At 75.5% G+C, this 18,319-nt stretch carries 13 protein-coding genes; 4 read left to right on the top strand and 9 right to left on the bottom strand.

The genetic code is table 11. From position 1 onward, the window contains the following. Positions 1-32 precede the first annotated feature (32 nt). The 5 genes from O7628_RS25555 to O7628_RS25535 form a co-directional block, all read right to left on the bottom strand. A complete protein-coding gene (locus O7628_RS25555) occupies positions 33-1,112 on the bottom strand; it encodes a BMP family ABC transporter substrate-binding protein (protein WP_074477765.1) in 1,080 nt (359 codons plus the stop codon). Between the two features lie 13 nt (positions 1,113-1,125). Then, positions 1,126-2,586, bottom strand: coding sequence for an amidohydrolase family protein (locus O7628_RS25550; RefSeq protein WP_278134368.1), 1,461 nt, complete (start codon positions 2,584-2,586; stop codon positions 1,126-1,128). Continuing rightward, the gene (locus tag O7628_RS25545) at positions 2,583-3,599 is read right to left on the bottom strand and encodes an alcohol dehydrogenase catalytic domain-containing protein (RefSeq protein WP_278134366.1); all 1,017 of its coding nucleotides are present in this window, start codon (positions 3,597-3,599) and stop codon (positions 2,583-2,585) included. The genes O7628_RS25550 and O7628_RS25545 overlap by 4 nt, the downstream gene beginning before the upstream one ends. Before the next feature lie 192 nt (positions 3,600-3,791). Then, positions 3,792-5,057, bottom strand: coding sequence for a helix-turn-helix domain-containing protein (locus tag O7628_RS25540; protein ID WP_278134364.1), 1,266 nt, complete (start codon positions 5,055-5,057; stop codon positions 3,792-3,794). Then, a complete protein-coding gene (locus O7628_RS25535; RefSeq protein ID WP_278134362.1) occupies positions 5,054-6,523 on the bottom strand; it encodes an aldehyde dehydrogenase family protein in 1,470 nt (489 codons plus the stop codon). Before O7628_RS25535 ends, O7628_RS25540 begins: the two co-directional genes overlap by 4 nt. Before the next feature lie 73 nt (positions 6,524-6,596). Here O7628_RS25535 and O7628_RS25530 point away from each other — a divergent pair, with 73 nt between their 5' ends. Together O7628_RS25530 and O7628_RS25525 are read left to right on the top strand one after the other, a co-directional pair. After that, positions 6,597-7,679: an NAD(P)-dependent alcohol dehydrogenase gene (locus tag O7628_RS25530; RefSeq protein ID WP_178064451.1), complete on the top strand. Its 1,083-nt coding sequence runs from the start codon at positions 6,597-6,599 to the stop codon at positions 7,677-7,679. A gap of 115 nt (positions 7,680-7,794) precedes the next feature. Then, a complete protein-coding gene (locus tag O7628_RS25525) occupies positions 7,795-10,020 on the top strand; it encodes a cytochrome P450 (protein WP_278134360.1) in 2,226 nt (741 codons plus the stop codon). 444 nt (positions 10,021-10,464) lie between these two features. On the opposite strand, the gene O7628_RS25520 is transcribed toward O7628_RS25525, so the two are convergent. Further along, entirely contained in the window at positions 10,465-11,532 is a 1,068-nt protein-coding gene (locus O7628_RS25520) for a TauD/TfdA family dioxygenase (RefSeq protein WP_278134358.1), read from the bottom strand. Positions 11,533-11,976: 444 nt separating this feature from the next. Between O7628_RS25520 and O7628_RS25515 the strand changes: the two genes are divergently transcribed. Together O7628_RS25515 and O7628_RS25510 are read left to right on the top strand one after the other, a co-directional pair. Then, a complete protein-coding gene (locus O7628_RS25515) occupies positions 11,977-13,629 on the top strand; it encodes an amino acid adenylation domain-containing protein (RefSeq protein WP_278134357.1) in 1,653 nt (550 codons plus the stop codon). 89 nt (positions 13,630-13,718) lie between these two features. Beyond that, on the top strand, positions 13,719-14,984 hold the full coding sequence (locus tag O7628_RS25510) for a hypothetical protein (protein ID WP_278136402.1): 1,266 nt from the start codon (positions 13,719-13,721) through the stop codon (positions 14,982-14,984). A gap of 45 nt (positions 14,985-15,029) precedes the next feature. Here O7628_RS25510 and O7628_RS25505 read toward each other — a convergent pair whose 3' ends face one another. The 3 genes from O7628_RS25505 to O7628_RS25495 all read right to left on the bottom strand — a co-directional run bounded on the left by O7628_RS25505 (position 15,030) and on the right by O7628_RS25495 (position 18,229). After that, positions 15,030-15,710, bottom strand: a complete 681-nt coding sequence (locus O7628_RS25505) for a response regulator transcription factor (RefSeq protein ID WP_141724004.1) — start codon at positions 15,708-15,710, stop codon at positions 15,030-15,032. 66 nt (positions 15,711-15,776) lie between these two features. Beyond that, positions 15,777-17,105 (bottom strand): HAMP domain-containing sensor histidine kinase, encoded by a 1,329-nt coding sequence (locus O7628_RS25500; protein WP_278134354.1) that lies wholly within the window; start codon positions 17,103-17,105, stop codon positions 15,777-15,779. Positions 17,106-17,212: 107 nt separating this feature from the next. After that, positions 17,213-18,229, bottom strand: a complete 1,017-nt coding sequence (locus O7628_RS25495; protein WP_278134352.1) for a bile acid:sodium symporter family protein — start codon at positions 18,227-18,229, stop codon at positions 17,213-17,215. Positions 18,230-18,319 lie beyond the last annotated feature (90 nt).

The following is an 18,319-nucleotide window of genomic DNA, read 5'->3' as shown; positions in this document are numbered from 1 at the left end:
CGTCCACCTCGTTGGTCGTCGAGCGGCAGGGGTCAGGAGCCGAGCTTGGCGACTTCCGCCTTGGTGTCGATCTTGTCGGCGCCCACGTCGGCGATGAAGGCGTCCATCTTCTGGGTCTGCTCGGCGGTGGGGGAGCAGATCTTGACCGTCGGGTACGCGTCCTTGCCGAGGTGCCACACCTTGGTGGTGCCGAGCTGCATCTCGCCCTTGGCGAACAGCTCCAGGGCGGCGGCGAAGTACGCGCCCGGGTCGAAGATGACCGAGACGTCGAAGCGCGGGTCGGTCGAGTCGCAGCGGTCGGTGCCGGGGGTCAGGGTGATGGCCCCGCCGTCGGCGGCGAGCTTGGCGGCGGCGTCGGTGGCCCCGCCCAGGTACGGGTAGATGACCTTCACGCCCTGGCTGAGCTGCGCCTGCACGGCCTCCCGGGCCTTGGCCGAGTCGTTGAAGTCACCGGTGTAGGTGGTGACCAGCTCGGCCTTCGGCACGACCATGCGGATGCCGGCCTTGAACGCCTTGGCGGCGTTGACGGAGAAGTCGGCCTCCATGCCGGTGACGAAGCCGGCCTTGGTGGCCTTCTTCTGCTCCATCAGCAGACCGGTGGCGTAGCCGGCGGCCAGCATGCTCTGGTTGGGGTCGTCGCTGGAGATGACGGTGCGCGGGGTCTGCGGGACGTTCTCCGACGACGGCACGTACCAGGCGGTCTTCGCGCAGACCGGCTCCTCGGAGGCGGGGATGGCGTCCTTGAGCTCGGACGCGCCGAGGGCGACCATGTCCACGCCCTGCTGGCACAGCGCCCGCGCGGCGCCGAGCGCCTCGGTGGCCGGGACGCTGCCGCGCTTGATGACCTGCCAGCCCTTGCTGGTGGCGAACTTCTCGGCGCCGATGACGAAGCTCTCGTAGTAGCCGTTGTCGTTGATGTCGCCGGGGCTGAGCACCCCGATGACGACCTTGCCGTCGCCGTTGACGTCGGGCTGCCCGGCCTGGGTGGTCCCGCCGCTGGCGGTTCCCCCCGCCGAGGGCGCGGACGCGTCGTTGCTCGCGCAGCCGACCAGCGCGAACGCCAGGGCTCCGGCGAGCACCGCCGCCGGGCCCTTCGCGGTACGAAGTGTCATGGTGCGTTTCCTTTCACAGTGGGGGCGCTGCGGCGGCCGGCTGGGCCGGGCGCGCGCAGTGTTCGGTCGCGGGCACGGTCGGCCAGCGATGGGGGATGTCGATGCCGGCCCGGCGCAGCAGGGCGGCCCGGCGTGCGGTGGCCTCCTCGCGCAGGGCGTCGACGTCGACGGTGGTGACCCGCCGGTCGCGGACCACCAGCCGACCGTCGACCAGGACGTCGCGGACGGTGTGCCCGGCCGCGCCCCAGACGAGCTGGGTGGCCAGGTCGCCGCGCGGGGCCCAGGAGATGGTCCGGGTGTCCAGCACGACCAGGTCGGCGGCCTTGCCGACCTCGATCGAGCCGGTCGTCCGCCCCAGCCCGACGGCGTCCGCGCCGTCGACGGTGGCCAGGGCGAACACCTCGTCGGCGCGCAGCGGGTCGGGCGTGCCCCGGTCCCGCTCCAGGCCGGCGAAGAGCCGGGCGGCGCGCCACACGTCGGGGGTGTCCCCGGCGTTGTGCGAGTCGCAGCCCAGCGCGAGCCGGCCGCCGGCGCGGCGCAGCTCGGTGTGCCGGCCGGCACGGCTGACGCCCTGCCCGAGGCGCAGGTACGCGCCGGGGCAGGCGGCGACGGCGGTGCCGGAGTCGACGAGCGCGGCGAGCTCGGCGTCGTCGAGCCAGACGGCGTGGCCGAGCAGCAGCCGGGGGCCGAGCACGCCGAGGTCGCGCAGGTGCAGCACGGGCCGGGCGCGGCCGGCGGCCGCGTACGCGGCGACGTCGTCCGGGCCGGGCGAGATGTGCCAGGTCATCGGCACGTCGAGGCGCTCGGCGAGCGCGGCGGCGCCGGTGAACAGCTCGTCGCTGACCAGGTCGTGCCCGAGCAGGGTGATCCAGCCGGTGACGAGGTCGTCGCCGGCGAGCGCGGCGACCGTGTCGGCCTGGGCGGCGAGGGCCTCGGCGGCGGGCAGCGCGTAGGGCGCGCCGGGGGTGTCCCAGCCCCAGCCGCCGACGCGGGCGCGGATGCCGGCGGCGCGCAGCCCCCGGGCGACCCGCAGCGGGTGGGCCACGGTGCCGGGCTCCAGCAGCGTGGTGACGCCGTAGCTGAGCGCCTCGACGGCGGTGAGGGTGGCCGACAGCTCGTCGTCGTCGCCGGTGACGGCGGCGTGCAGCGGCACGATCCAGTCGTAGATGGCCTGCTGGGCGGGGACGTCGTCGGGGATGCTGCTGCGCACGAGGGGGTCGGCGGTGGTGTGCTGGTGCGCGTTGACCAGGCCGGGCACGACCACGCAGCCGGCGGCGTCGAGCTCCGGGCTGCCCGGGTAGGCGGCGCGCAGCGCGTCGGCGGGGCCGAGTGCGGCGATCCGGCCGGCGACGACCGCGATCGCGCCGCCGGTGACCACCTCGCGGCCGGGGGCCATGGTGACGACCTCGGCGTCGACGATCAGCAGGTCGGCGGGGCGGGGGGCGGCCGGGGGCACCGGCGGGCCGCCGGTCACGGCCGCACCAGGATCTTGCCGACGAGGTCGCGGGACTCCTGCCGGGCGTACGCCTCGGGCAGGTCGGCCAGCGGGTACTCGGTGGCCCGCACCACCCGCAGCCCACCGGTGTAGAAGGCGTCGAGCATGGCGGCGAAGTCGGCTGGTGCGTACGCGCCCGCGCCGAGCAGCCGCAGCCCCCGGTGGTAGACGTCGGCCAGGGAGAAGGTCACCTGGTCGCCGCTGGTGTTGCCGAGCAGCACCAGCCGGCCGCCGGTGCGCAGGCTGGCCAGGGAGACCGGCCAGGTGGCGGTGCCGACGTGGTCGACGACGAGGTCGACGCCGTGGCCGCCGGTGCGCTCGCGCACCTCGGCGACGGTCCGCTCGTCGAGGTCGAGCACGTCGGCGCCGAGGTCGGCGGCGACGGCCCGCTTGGCCTCGGTGCGGGCCACGGCGAGCACCCGCGCGCCGGCCCGGCGGGCGAGCTGGATGGCGGCGATGCTGACGGCGCTCGCGCCGGCCTGCACCAGCACCCACTCCCCCGGGCGGACGGCCCCGACGCGGTGCACGGCGTGCCAGGCGAGGCTCCAGGCGGTGGGCAGCGCGGCGGCGTCGGCGAGGTCGACGTGCGCGGGCACCGGGTGCACGACGGCGGCGGGGACGGCGACGTACTCGGCGAAGCCGCCGGGGCGGTTGCCGCCGACGACCGCGAGCCGGGGACAGTAGCCGGGCTGGCCGCCGGCGCAGGCCGGGCAGGCGCCGCAGCCGACGGTCGGGTCCACGAGCACCCGGTCGCCGGGGCGTACCGTAGTGACGTCGGAACCGACGGCGACGACCTGGCCGGCGACGTCCATGCCGGCGACGTGGGGCAGGCGGAAGCCGGGTAGCCGGCCCGGGCCCTTGCGCTGGAGCAGGTCGAGGTGGTTGAGCGCGGCGGCGTGCACCCGGATCACGGCCTCGGTCGGGCCGGGCTCGGGGTCGGGCAGGTGGCGCAGTCGCACCACCTCCGGGCCACCGAACCCCGTCTGGACCATCGCTCGCACAGGACCCCTCCGGCGCTCTGCCAATCAATATGGCGTCTTGCATTGTGATTCGCGTTGCTTAGCGACGTACTCTGCCTGCGGTGCGTCGGCATGTCAACGGCTTGACCGAAACAGGAACGCCAGCGAAACCAAGCCGTGCCCTTACGTCCCCGCCGCCCCGTTCACCGGGCATCGATCGGCAGGTCAGCCCAGGTCGGACGCGGCCAGCAGCTCCCGCGCGGCGAGCGCGGTGCGCAGCACCGTCGCCGTGTCGGGGGCGAGCGGGTCGACCCCGAGCAGCCGCTTGATCAGCCCCACCCGGTAGCCCACCGAGTTGCGGTGCAGGTGCAGGCGTTCGCTGACGGCCTGCCGGCTGCCCCCGGTGGCCAGCCAGCAGTCCAGGGTGCGCAGCAGGTCGTCGCGGTGCGTGATCGGCCCCAGGTGCCGCTGGACGAACCAGCGCAGCCGCTCGTCGGGCACGGCCAGCAGGACCTGGTGCAGCCCGGCCCGGCCGAAGGGCAGCTCCGGCGGCGCGTCCGGCTGCCGCAGCAGCAGGCGCAGCAGGCGGTCGGCGTCGCGGAACGACACCGCCGTCCGGGCGGCCCCGCTGACCAGCGCGCCGCTGGCCACCCGCACCTGCCCCGCGCCGACGATCTGGTCCAGCCGGGCCCGCAGCCGGGTCGCCTCGCGCTCGACGTCGTCGCCGTGCAGCAGGGTCCAGGCCCGCCGCCCCTCGGCGAGCACAGGCCGGTCCAGCCAGCTCAGCGCCGACGCCCAGCGCCGCGGCTGGGCCCCGGTGTAGCCGATCCCGGCGACCGCGTGCGGCAGGTCCAGCCGCCAGCCGTGGGCCGCGCCGGCCCGCAGCAGGTCGGCCTCGGTGAACCCGCGCGGGCCGGCGACGTCGCCGGGACCGGGCGGCTCGCCGGCCCCGGGCGGGCGGACGCCGGCGCGCAGCGCCCGCAGCACGGCCGCGGCGTCGGCGAGGGCGGGCGGAGGGGGCGATTCGCGGCGTACGGCGTCGATCAGCAGCGCGGTGGTCGCGGCCCGGGCCAGGTCGAGCTGCCCGGCGGTGACCGGCTCGGCCACCAGCAGCGCGCCGAGCCGCCGCTGCCCCGCGCCGACCGGCACGGCGCGGCCGGTCCACCCGTCGGCGCAGCGGACCCGGCCCGCGACCACGCCCGCCACCGGCCCGCCACCGGCCCGGGAGCCGGTCAGCGCCCGGCGCACGTCGCCGGGGTCGGCGTCGCGGGCGTCGCCGGCCCCGCCGTCGCTGGCGGCCAGCAGCTCCCCGGCCTCGGAGACCAGCCGGCAGGCCGCGCCGACGCGCTGCGCGAGCGCGGCCAGCAGGCCGGGCCAGCCGGCCCCGCCGAAGGCCAGCTCGGCGAGGGCCTGGGCGAACGCGGCCGGCGGCGGCCCGGTCGCGACGCTGAGCCGCGCCCGGGCCGCCGGAAGCTCGTTCGGCCGCGTCACGCCGATGGGCGATCGAGCAGCCGGACCGCCACGGCCTTCTCCTGGGTGTACTCGCGCAGCGCGGCGTAGCCGCCGCCCCGGCTGAACCCGCTCTCCTTCTGCATGTTGAACGGGAAGCCGATCACCCCGGCGTCGTGGAACTGGTTGACCGCCACCTGGCCGCTGCGCGCGTCGGCGGCGACCCGCAGCGCCCGGGACACGTCGCTGGTCCAGATGCAGGTCAGCAGCCCGAAGTCGGTGCCGTTGACCAGCGCGACGGCCTCGTCGACGCCGCGGAAGCCCTGCACGGCCAGCACCGGGCCGAAGATCTCCTCGCGGGCCAGCCGCATGCCGGGGTCGACCCCGTCGAAGACGGTCGGCGCGACGAACCAGCCGTCGCCGTACCGCGCGCCGGCCGACTCGCCGCCGGTGACCAGCCGGGCCCCGGCGGCCGGGGCCTCGGCCAGGAAGCCGCGCACCCGGTCGTACTGGGCCTGGCTGACCAGCGGCCCCATGTCCAGGTCCTGGTCCCATGCGCCGGTGCGCACGGCCGCCATGCCGGCGGCGACCCGCTCCACCACCTCGGCGCGGATCGACTCCTCGACCAGCAGCCGGGACCCGGCGTAGCAGTTCTGCCCCGCGTTCTCGGTGATCGAGGTGACGATCGCCGGGATCGCCACGTCCAGGTCGGCGTCGGCGAAGACGACGTTCGGGGACTTGCCGCCCAGCTCCAGCTTCACGGGGACGAGGTTCTCGGCGGCGGCCCGCATGACGGCGCGGCCGGTCACCGTGGACCCGACGAAGCTGATGTGGTCCACGTCGCGGTGCCCGGTGAGCGCGGTGCCCGCCTCGGGGCCGAGGCCGGTGACGACGTTGAGCACGCCCGGCGGCAGGCCGGCCCGGCGGGCCAGCTCGGCCAGGGCGAACGGGGCCAGGGGCGCGACCTCGGAGGGCTTGAGCACGACGGTGTTGCCGGCGGCGAGGGCCGGGGCGACGTTGGCCGCGGTGAGCACGGCGGGCACGTTCCACGGGATGATCACGGCGCACACCCCGTACGGCTCGGGGCGGGTGTAGCCGAAGTAGTCCGGCGTGCGGGTGGGCAGGGTCACGCCGGTGAGCTTGTCGGCCGCGCCGGCGAAGTAGTCGACGATGCCGTGCGCGATGTACATGTTGAGACGCCCGCCGGAGCGGGGCTTGCCCACGTCGCGGGCCTCGTGGTCGGCGAGGTCGTCGACGTGGGCGAGGATCAGGTCGGCCCAGCGGCGCAGGATCGCCCCGCGCTCGGTGGGCGAGGTTGCCGCCCAGGCGGGGAAGGCCCGGCGGGCCGCCGCGACGGCCGCGTCGACGTCGGCCGCCCGGGCCCGCGCCACCGGCTGGATGGGCTCGCGGGTCGCGGGATCGAGCACCGGCAGCTCGCCCTGGTCGGCGGCGACGACCCAGGCGCCGTCGATGAGCTGGCGGGCGGGGGGAATGTCCAGGTCAGCCATGAGGGAATCCTTGACCCTTCATGTTTCACATGTCAAGATGCAGTCTCGCTTTGTGAGTTGACTGGGAGGGCGTGTGCGGATCACTGCGGCGGTGCTGGAGAAGGCGGGAGCGCCGTTCACCCTCCAGCAGCTCGACCTCGCCGAGCCGGGGCCGGACGAGGTGCTGGTGCGGGTGGACAGCGTCGGCGTCTGCGGCACGGACCTGGAGTTCTCCACCTTCTTCCCCACCCCGGCGGTCCTCGGCCACGAGGGCAGCGGCGTGGTGGAGCAGGTGGGCGCGCGGGTCACCGGCGTCGCCGTCGGGGACCACGTGGCCATGAGCTTCGCCTCCTGCGGCGAGTGCCCGCTCTGCCTCGGCGGAAACCCGGCGTACTGCCGCCGCTTCGACGCCGTGAACTTCACCGGGCGGCGGCCGGACGGCAGCTCGGCGCTGTCCCGCGACGGCGCGCCCGTCAACGGCCACTTCCTCGGCCAGTCGTCGTTCGCCAGCCACGTGGTCGCACCGGCCCGCGCCGTGGTGCCCGTCGCCAAGGAGATCGACCTGCGGGTCGTCGGCCCGTTCGGCTGCGGCTTCGGCACCGGCGCCGGCGCGGTGCTCAACGTGCTGCGCCCGGAGGTCGGGTCGTCGCTGGTCGTCTTCGGCGCGGGCGCGGTCGGCGTCGCGGCGATCCTGGCCGCCCGCGCGGCCGGCTGCGCCGTGGTGGCCGCCGTGGACGTCAACGCCGGCAAGCTGGACACCGCGCGGCTGCTCGGCGCGACCCACGGGGTGCACTCGGCCGCCGGGGACCCGCGCGAGCTGCTGGCGGCGATCGCCCCGCACGGCTTCGACGTCGCGATCGACACCACCGGCCGGGAGGACGTGCTGCGCACGGCGGTGGAGGTCCTCGGCCCGCTGGGCCGCTGCGGCGTCATCGGCGTCGGGCCGAGCGAGCGGATGAGCTTCGACTGGCGCAGCATCCTCAACGGCCGCACCGTCACCGGCATCATCGGCGGCAACAGCCTGCCGCAGGTCTTCCTGCCGAAGCTGATCGACCTGCACACCGCCGGCCGCTTCCCGGTGGACCGGCTGATCACCTACTTCCCGTTCGAGCAGATCAACGAGGCGGTGGCGGCGGTACGCGCCGGCGAGGTCGGCAAGGCGGTCCTGACCTTCTGAACCTCGATTCGTGACACCGTCTCGTGATGCGAGCGAGCTACGCTCGTCGTCCGACACCCCAGTGGCGCGGCTGGGCAACACCGCGCAGCGTCCCACACCCGTGGAGCTCGTCCCCATGACCGAACAACCGCTGACCGCACCGGCCACCCCCTTCGACCACCACTCGGCCGAGTGCAACGCCGACCCCGTGGGCTACTACGAGGCGTACCGGCAGACCTGCCCGGTCGGGCGCACCACCGCGCACGGCGGCTTCGTCTACACCACCCGGTACGCCGACGTGGTCCGCATCGCCCGCGACGACGACACCTTCTCCTCCGCCCGGTCCGTCGCCGGGGGCGACGGCACCGCCATCGTCATCCCCCGGGGCCCCGGCCTGGAGCAGTACCCGATCGAGCTGGACCCGCCGGCCGCCACGGAGTACCGGGACCTGATCAACCCGCTGCTCACCCAGGACGCGGTGGCGAAGCTGGCCCCGATGATCGCCCGGCACACCACCCGCGTGATCGACTCGTTCGTCACGGAGGGCTCGGTCGACTTCGTCCGTGACCTGACCAACCCGCTGCCGGCCGCCGTCACCCTCGACTGGCTGGGCTTCCCGGAGGCCGACTGGGCCAAGCTCGCCGGCCCCATCCACGACATCTTCGCCGCGCTGCCCGGCAGCGAACGCGCCGCGCGCGGGGCCGCCGGCCTGGCGTACCTCGACCAGCGCATCCGCGAGCTGATCGTCGAGCGCCGCGCGGAGCCCACCGGCGACGCCGTGAGCTACCTGGCCACCCAGCGCCGCCCCGACGGCGAGCTGTTCGACGCCGACGAACTGGTCTCCGTCATCGGGCTGCTGATCGCCGGCGGGGTCGACACCACCACCTCGCTGACCGGGTCCACGCTGGTGCACCTGAGCCGCCACCCCGAGGACCGGCAGCGGCTGATCGACTCCCCCGACCTGCTGCACAACGCCACCGAGGAGTTCCTGCGGGCGTTCGCCCCGTCGCAGTCGATGGCCCGCACCGCCCGCGCCGACGCCGAGGTGGGCGGCTGCCCGGTCACGGCCGGCGAGCGGGTGCTGATCCCCTGGGTCGCCGCCAACCACGACCCGGCGGTCTTCCCCGAGCCCGAGCAGATCCGGCTCGACCGCGACGCCACCCGGCACCTCAGCTTCGGCATCGGCAGCCACCGCTGCGCCGGCGCGCACCTGGCCCGCCTCATGTTCCGCGAGATGATCACGCAGGTGCTCACCCGGCTGCCCGACTACCGGGTCGTCGAGGAGGGCCTGGTCACCTACCCGACCCGGGGCAACCAGACCGGCTGGGACGCCGTGCCCGCCGTGTTCACCCCCGGCCCCCGCGCCGCCGACGCGCCGGGCGCGCGCCCGGCCGCCGGCCCGGCCGTCGACCGGGACCTGCGCGTGGAGGTCGCGGCCCTCGCCGCCGACGACGTGCTGGAGGTACGCCTCGCCGACGCCACCGGCGCGCCGCTGCCGCCCTGGGCGCCCGGGGCGCACCTGGAGGTGCGGCTGCCGTCGGGCCGGGTCCGGCAGTACTCGCTGTGCGGCGACCCCGACGACGCCCGCCACTACCGCATCGCGGCCCTGCGCGAGGCGGGCGGCCGGGGCGGCTCGGTGGAGCTGCACGAGGTGGCCCGCGCCGGGGCGACCCTGTCGGTGCGCGGCCCGCGCAACCACTTCCCGCTCGTCGACGCCCCCGGCTACCTGTTCCTCGCCGGCGGCATCGGCATCACCCCGATCCTGGCGATGGCCCGCGAGGCCGACCGCCGGGGCGTGCCGTTCCGGCTGGTCTACGGCGGGCGCACCCGCGCCTCGATGGCCTTCGCCGACGAGGTGGTGGCGCTGGCCGGGGACCGGGCCACCCTGCTGCCGCAGGACGAGGCCGGCCTGCCCGACCTGGCGGCGCTCGTGGCGTCCGCCGGGCCGGACACCGCCATCTACTGCTGCGGGCCCACCGCGATGATCGGCGCGCTGGAGCGGACCTGCGCCGAGGCGGGCCGGTCGGGGCAGCTGCACGTCGAGCGGTTCACCGCCGGCGACGACCTGGAGGTCGCCTTCGACCCGGCGGCCAACACCGAGTTCGAGGTGCACCTGGCCCGCACCGGGGCGACCGTGCGGGTGCCGAGGGACCGCCGGATGATCGACGTGCTGCGCGAGACGGTGCCCGGCCTGACGTACGACTGCGAGAAGGGCTACTGCGGCGCGTGCGAGACGCGGGTGCTGGCCGGCACGCCGGAGCACCGCGACTCGCTGCTCACCGAGGCCGAGCGCGCGGCCGGACGCAGCATGATGATCTGCGTGGGCCGCAGCTGCTCCGAGCGGCTCGTGCTGGACCTGTAGATGCCAGGGCGGCGGTGACCCCGGTAGCACCACCGGGGTCACCGCCGCCCGCCGTTGGCCGCCGCACATTGCTCACGTAAGGCGACGGCCCTGGAGGCTATTCACGGTCCCGGCAACTTCACCGTCCGCAATCTTGTCGGGCCCCCACCACACGCCGCTCCCATCCTTTGCTCTGCACCCATAGGCGCAACACCCCCCAAACATCAGGTCTCATAGCCCGCAATGGATGCCGTAGCGGCGGAATGGCCGGTTGCTCATCGTGATCTGTTGCGTATGTGGGTGCAGAGCAAAGGGCGGCGAAGGGGCGCTGCCCCCGCGCCCGCATGTTGCTCTCCGTCACGGGACGCCGGCAGATCGGGGCGCAGCAGGCCGGTGCCGACGCGGACGGCCCGCCGCGCCACGACTCTGGGGCGCTGCGGGCCGTCCTGACGAGGGGCCGGTGGGTCAGTTGCCCCACTCGAAGTTGGGCTCGACCGCCTCGGCGATGCGGAACCGGCCGCCCGGCGCGATCTCGCTGCCGCGCTCGCTCACCACGTGCTTGCCGAAGCCGGTGACCAGCGGCCGGCCGACGTCGCGCTTGAGCCACAGCCGCAGCAGGTGGCGGCGGCGCTCCGGCTCGGGGAAGTCGACGTAGCCGGTGCGCGAGTGCAGGGCGGCGTAGTTGAGCAGCCACTGCACGTCCCCGGGCTGGAAGTCCATGTCCAGGGCCAGGCCGGGGGCCTGGGACACCTCGTCGTAGAGGTGCAGCAGCTCGATCTGCGCCTCGGTGAGCCGGGGCACCTCCGGGTAGTCCTGCGCGGAGAAGATCATCGAGCTGCCGGCGTACGTGCTGAAGACGCCGTCGACGTAGCTGCAGATGGGCGAGGTGTAGGTGCGGGCCGGGGCGTCCGGGTCCTGCCGGTGCCAGTCCCAGTGCCACGGCTCGAACAGCAGCGGCGCGAGGTCCGGCCGGCGGCGCAGGATCTCGTTGTAGATGGTGGTGCCGCTGACCAGGCTGCTCGCCCCGCCGGCCTTGGCGGCGCGCAGGCACATCAGCGCGACGACGTCGGAGCTGTCGGAGTGGAACGGCAGCCGGTCCCGCACCCGCGAGGGCAGCGCCGACGGGTCGTCGAGGGTCTTGTTGGAGGTGGCGATGACGTGGTCGAGCACGTCGCCCATCTGGTTCTGCCCCATCGGCACGCCGAGGTGCAGCCCCATCAGGTAGAAGATGGCACCGGCGAGGGTGTCGCCGTACGCCTCCGTGCGCAGCCCGCGGACGAGGATGAAGCCGCGCCCGGAGTCGAGCTGCCGGGCGCACTCCTCGTTGAGGCCGGCGCAGGCCGGCAGCGGGTAGTCGGCGGCGGTCACGGTGCGCAGGTCGGGGTTGTCGGCGACGAAGCGGCGGCCGACGTTCTCCAGCTCGTCGAGCTCGGTGTCGCTGAGCTTGTACACCCACTCGGTCGAGGTGCGCAGCTCGTCGCCGCGCCAGGCGGACGGGCCGGAGATGGGGGCGAGGTCGATTGCGGTGGTCATGATGATGCGCTCCGAGGGTCGGTTTCTGACGGGTACGGGTCGGTGCCCCGGCGCGGGCGGTGCCACGGGCCGGGCGATCGACGGCAGGGGCGGCCTCGCCGCCGGTCCACGGCGGCGGGGCGGCCCGTCAGAAGGGGGTCTGCGGATCCCCGGCGGCGGTCCCGGGGCGCATGCCCTCTCGCGGCGGGTGTACCCGCAGCGGCTCCTCGTAACCGCGCACCAACAATCCAGCGCCTTGCGGAACTCGGATCATGGCGTCTCCTGCGGCTGACGGTGTCGCCTCAGGCTAGGGCAGCCCCAGCGCAACGTCAAGAGAGACGGCGTCTCGCAATCCGACAAGCGGCCCGAGGGCACCTCCCCGGAATCTAAGACATTTCCCAAATGCATTGGCCAGCATCGATTCTGATCGCCGCGCAGGGCGGCCGGTCAGACGAGGAGCGACCCATGCCCGTACGAGAGTCCGACACGATCCCCGGCGCGACGCCCCGCCCGGTCCGCGCCCTCGCCGCCGGGCCGGACGGCTGGCGAGGGCCCCTGCTGGACCACCTGCCACCGCGCGAGCGCCGGCTGTTCCACCGGTTCGGCCAGGGACCCGAGGCGACCGTGCCCGACCTGCGCATCCACCACGCGTTCGAACGCTGGGCCGCCGCCACGCCCGACGCCGTCGCGGCCGAGCACCTCGGCGTGGCGATCAGCTACCGCGAGCTGGACCGTCAGGCCAACCGGCTCGCGGCCCGGCTCGCCGACCTCGGCGTCCGGGCCGGGGACGCCGTGGGCGTCTTCGCCAGCCGCTCGCTGCCGATGCTGGTGGGGATCCTGGCGACGCTGAAGGCCGGGGCGGCCTACGTCCCGCAGGACGTCCGGATCACCCCGCACCGGCAGCTGCGGCAGGTCGTGACGACCGCCCGGTGCCGGGTGGTGCTGACCACGGCCGGAGCCCTGGACGCGGTGCCGGCGCTGCCCGGCGTGCCGCGGCTCGCCGTCGACGAGCTGACGGCGCAGCCGCTGCCGCCCGGCCGGCACCTGAGCGCCCCCGGCACCGACCGCCCGGTGACCGCTGACGACGGCTGCTACGTCCTGTTCACCTCCGGCACCACCGGCACGCCGAACGGGGTCACCGTCACCCACGGCAACGTCGCCAACCTCCTGCTCACCGCCCCGGGGAACCTGGGGATCGGGCCGGGCCGGCGGGTGGCCCAACTGCTCAACGTCGCCTTCGACATGGCCGCCTGGGAGATCCTCGGCTGCCTCGCCAACGGCGGCACCCTGCTCGTGCGCGACCGCGACCTCACCGCCACCGCCGCCCGCGCCGACGTGGTGGTCGCCACCCCGTCCGTGCTCGGGCGCATCGACCCGGACCGGTGCGCCGGGGTGCGGACGGTCGCCGTGGCGGGCGAGCCCTGCCCGCGCCCGCTGGCCGACCGGTGGGCCGCCGGCCGCGCCTTCTACAACTGCTGCGGGCCGACCGAGACCACCATCGTCAACACCATGCACCGGCACCGGCCCGGCGGGCCGCTCACCATCGGCCGGCCGACGCCCAACAACACCGTCTACGTCCTCGACGCCGACGGGCGGCCGTGCCGCATCGGCGAGGCCGGCGAGATGTGGGCCGGCGGCGGCTGCGTCTCCGCCGGCTACCTCGACAACGACGCGCTCAACGCCGAGCGGTACGCCCCGGACCCGTTCCTCGGCGGCGGCCGGCTGATGTTCCGCACCCGCGACCGGGGCCGCTGGACCGCCGACGGGGAACTGGAGCACCTGGGCCGCACCGACGACCAGGTGAAGGTCCGCGGCTTCCGGGTCGAGCTGGACGCGGTCTCCGCGGTGCTGGAGGCGGTGCCGGGCTGCCGGGCGGCGGTCACGCTCAAGCTGACCGACCGCGACCTGGTCTCCTTCGTCGCCCCGGCCGGGCTGGACCCGCAGCGGTGCCGGGACGCGGTGGCCGCCGCGCTTCCCTACTACTGCGTGCCGGCGGCCGTGCACCCGCTGCCGGAGCTGCCGATGACGGGCCGGGGCAAGGTCGACCGGGACGCGTTGCGCCGGCTCGCCCTCGACCTACGCTGGCAGTGGGCGCACATCGAGGAGGCGGCGGCGTGACCACCACCCCCGTCCGGCCGCAGCCGGCCCCGCCCGCTCCCCCGCGTACCGACGCGGCGGCCCCGCCCGGCGACGGGCCGCCGCCCCCGGTGTCGACGCTGCGCCGGGTCCTCGCCCACCCCCGGTTCATGCACCACCACCGCCTCGTCGCGGCGGTGCTCGCGGCCAACGCCGGGCTGCTGGCGCACGGCCTGGCCGCCGGCTGGTGGCGCGGGCCCGGCGCGGCCGAGGCCCTGGGGGCCGCCGCGCTGGCCAACGTCGCGCTGGCGGTCCTGGTGCGCCAGCAGTACGTGATCAACCTGCTGTTCTGGCTGGCCACCCGCGCGCCGACCCGGTGGCCCCTGCGGATCCGCGCGACGCTGGGCAAGGTCTACCACTTCGGCGGCCTGCACGTCGGCGGGGCGCTGGCCGGCACCGCCTGGTATCTCGGGCAGCTCGGCGCGCTGACCGCCGCCGGTGGGCGCGGGCCGGGCGGGGCGGGTGCCCTGGTCACCGGCTACGCCACCGCCGGCCTGCTGCTGGCGGTCGTCGGCACCGCCCTGCCGCCGGTGCGGTCCCGCCGGCACGACCTGTTCGAACGCACCCACCGCCTCGGCGGCTGGGCGGCGCTGCTGCTGCTGTGGGCGCAGGCCGGACTCCTGGCCGGCGGCCCGGTCGCCCTCGCCGCCTCGCCGCAGGGCTGGGCGCTCGCCGGGCTGACCGCCAGCATCGCCCTGCCCTGGCTGCGGCTGCGCCGGGTGCCGGTCGTGGTCGAGCGCCCCTCGTCGCACGTGGCGCTGGTCCATTTCGACCACGGGGTGACCCCGTTCCCCGGCTCGTCCACCGCGATCAGCCGCCGCCCGCTGTGGGAGTGGCACTCCTTCGCCAACGTGCCGGCGCCGGGGCGCAGCGGCTTCCGGCTGACCGTCTCCCGGGCCGGCGACTGGACCGGCCGGTTCATCGACGACGCGCCGCAGCGGGTCTGGGTGAAGGGGATCAGCACCGCCGGGGTGGCCAACGTCGAGACCCTGTTCCGGCGGGTGGTCTACGTGGCCACCGGCAGCGGCATCGGCCCGGTGCTGCCGCACCTGCTGGCCGAGCAGGTGCCGGCCCGGCTCGTCTGGGTGGCCCGCCGGCACCGGGAGACCTTCGGCGACGCGCTGGTCGACGAGATCCTCGCCCACCAGCCCGACGCGCTGCTGTGGGACACCGCCCGCGACGGCAAGCCCGACATGCTGCGGCTGGCCTGGCAGGCGTACCGCCAGTTCGATGCCGAGGCGGTCATCTGCATCTCGAACCGCCCGCTGACCTGGCAGGTGGTGCGGGGCATGGAGGAACGCGGCGTCCCCGCGTACGGGGCGATCTGGGACTCCTGAGGGACGGGCCGCCGCCCGGGACCGCGCCGGTCCCGGGCGGCCGGCTCAGAGCGCGCCGATCTGGTAGCCGAGCCCGTGCACGGTGCGGACCACCCCGTCGCCGAGCTTGCGCCGCAGGTAGTGCACGTACGTGTCGACGACCGCCTCGGTGCGGTCGGCGCCGAAGACCCGCCCGCGCAGCTGGCTGCGGCTGTGCACCATGCGGGGCTGGGTGGCGAGCAGCCGGATCAGCTCGAACTCCCGCCGGCTGAGCGTCACCTCCCGGCCGTCGGGCAGCCGCACCCCGCGTTGGGCCAGGTCGAGCTGCCCGGCACCGATGGGGATCAGCTCCGCCCCGTCGAAGCGGCGGCGGGTCAGCGCCCGGACCCGGGCCATCAGCTCCGCCACCTCGAAGGGCTTCGGCAGGTAGTCGTCGGCCCCGGCGTCCAGGCCCCGGATCCGCTCGGTGGGTTCGGCGAGGGCGCTGAGCATGAGCACCCGGGCGGCGACCGCGCAGCGCCGCAGCCGGATGAGCAGGTCGACGCCGTCGATGGCGGGCAGCCGCCGGTCGAGCATGATCACCTGGTACCGGCCGCGCAGGGCCAGGTGCAGGCCCCGCTGCCCGTCCCGGGCCAGGTCGATGCGGTAGCCGTCCCCGCTGAACAGCTCGACCAGCATGTCGGCGAGCTCCGCGTCGTCCTCGACGAGGAGCAGCGGGCCGTGCGCCGGGGCCGGCGGGTCGTCCATTTGTTTATGGTCCCACCGAATGCTGAGAAGGTTGACCCGCGGAATTCTCCGCCGGTCGGGACCCGGTCAGGACCCGGTCAACTCGCGCTCCCGGCCCGCCCGGTCCCGACCTGCCCACCAGCAGAAGGGCCACCGGGAACCGGGGGCGTCGCCGTCCGACGACACCGCGCCGGGCCGCGCCCCGCCGCGCAGCGGCAGCCGTACGGTGAACGCGGCCCCGGCCCCCGGCCGGCCGGCGGCGCTGATCGTGCCGCCGTGCGCGGTGACCACCTCGCGGATCAGGGCCAGCCCGAGCCCGACGCGGCGGTCCCCGGAGCCGGGGCCCCGGTGGAACCGGTCGAAGATCCGGTCGGCGTGCCGGGGGTCGAACCCCCGGCCGGAGTCGGTGACCACCAGCTCGACGTGGTCCGGGGCCGCCGGGCGCAGCCGCACCTCCACGCGGCCGCCGGTCGGGGTGTGGTTCAGGGCGTTGGCCAGCAGCTCCGCCACCACCCGGCGCAGCGCGGGCCCGACGCCCTGCACCGGCACCGGGGCGTCCGCGCCGGCCACGGTGAGCGTCACCCCGTGCTCGGCGGCGCGCGGCGCGTCGGCCTCCACCGCCTCGGCCACGAGCGCGGCGAGGTCGACCGTGGCCGGCGGCCGGGCCACCGACGTCGTGTCGGCCAGCCGGGCCGACAGCAGCAGCTCGTCGACGATCTCCCCCAGCCGCCGGGTGGTGTCCAGCAGCCGGTCCAGGTCCGCCCGGTCCGCGTCGTGGCCGGAGCGCGCCGCGCGCCGCGCCAGCAACTGCGCCGCCGTGTGCACCCGGGTGATCGGGGCGCGCAGCTCGTGGCTGGCGTCGGCGACGAAGCGGCGCTGCCGGTCGAGCGCCTCGGCCAGCGGCAGCACCGCCGCGCGGCGCAACCGCAGGTCGGTCACGGTCGCCGCGACCAGCACCGCCGCCGCCGCGAGCGACATCCCCCACAGCAGGTAGCGCCGCTCGGCGAGCTGGAAGCGGGCGTCGAAGACCACCTGGACGACCTCGTCGCCGCGTAGCTGCGTCCGCACGTGGTAGACGGTGCCGTTGCGGGCCACCTGGCTGACCTGCGGCCGCCCGGTGCGGGCCACGGCGTGGATCGCGTCGTGCCTCGGGAAGCCGGCCGGGGGCGCCCCGGCGTGCCCCGTGTCGCTCGCGCCGCCGAAGATCCAGGTGCAGCCGGACGGGTCGGCCGGGCGGCCGTGCAGCACCGCCCAGTCGAGCTCGTGGCGGATCTTGGCCTGCTGGACGTGCAGCAGCGCGGCGTACGCGACGCCCCCGAACAGGGCCAGCAGGGCGACGGTCAGCAGGCCGACGCTCAGCCCGGTGCGCGGTCGGGCGCGGCGCACGGCCGGCCGCTGCTCGTCGGTCAGCGGCACCGGGCTACCGCCCCCCGCCCTCCCGCACGGCCCCGCTCCCGTGCGCCAGCGTGACTACCGACCCGCATCCATCGAAGATGGCACATCACCCATCCGAGCGGAAGGGATCACCGAGCGTCCTCCCGGATGGCGGACCCGCCGGCCGCCCAGCGCCGGGCCAGCTCGGCGCAGACCAGCAGCTGGAGCTGGTGGAACAGCATCAGCGGCAGCAGCACCAGGCCGACGGTCTGTGGGCTGAACAGCACCGCCGCCATCGGCAGCCCGGTCGCCATGCTCTTCTTCGACCCGCAGAAGATGGCGGTGATCCGGTCGGGGCGGGCGAAGCCGAACAGCCGCGCCGCCCCGGCGGTGGCGAGCAGGACCAGCAGCAACAGCGCCGCCAGCACCCCGAGCAGCGCCAGCAGCCGGCCCGGCGAGGTGCGCTGCCAGACCCCGGCGACCACCCCGGCGCTGAACGCGGTGTAGACGACCAGCAGGATCGACCCCCGGTCGACGAGGGTGAGCACCCGCTTGTGCCGGCCCATCCAGCCGCCGAGCCAGGGCCGCAGGGCCTGGCCGGCGGCGAACGGCAGCAGGAGCTGGGCGACGATCTCCAGGATCGACCCCGCCGAGAAGCTCACCGCGCCGCTGCCGGCCAGCACCACGCCGGCCAGGACGGGGGTGAGCAGCACGCCGGCCACGTTGGAGAAGGAGGCGCTGAAGATGGCGGCCGGCACGTTGCCGCCGGCCATCGAGGTGAACGCGATCGACGACTGGACGGTGGAGGGCACCACGCACAGGAACAGCAGCCCCTGGTAGAGCTCCGGGGTCAGCACCGCGGGCTGCAACACCCGGGCGGCCAGCCCGAGCAGCGGGAACAGCACGAACGTGCTCGACAGCACCAGGGCGTGCAGCCGCCAGTGCCGCGCGCCGGCCCACGCCTCGCCGGGCGAGATGCGGGCGCCGTAGAGGAAGAAGAGCAGCCCGATGGCGAGGGTGGTCGCCACGGACGCGCCGTCGGCGAACCGACCCCGGGCGGGCAGCACGGTGGCCAGCACGAGGGTGGCCAGCAGGGCCAGGATGTACGGGTCGAGCGGGATCCGGGACAGCCAGCGGCGCACGATCGACCCTTCCCCGACAGTCACCACAATTCGAGACAGCGTCTCGCCTCGTGATGCTGCTACGGCCGTCGGGGTGGAGTCAAGCAGTGCGGCGACGGTCACACCGCCCGCCGG

This window comes from Micromonospora sp. WMMD956, from assembly GCF_029626125.1.
Classification (GTDB): Bacteria; Actinomycetota; Actinomycetes; order Mycobacteriales; family Micromonosporaceae; genus Micromonospora; species Micromonospora carbonacea.
The sequence above is the reverse complement of the archived record's forward strand: the minus strand, read 5'-3'. Positions and strand labels throughout refer to the sequence as shown.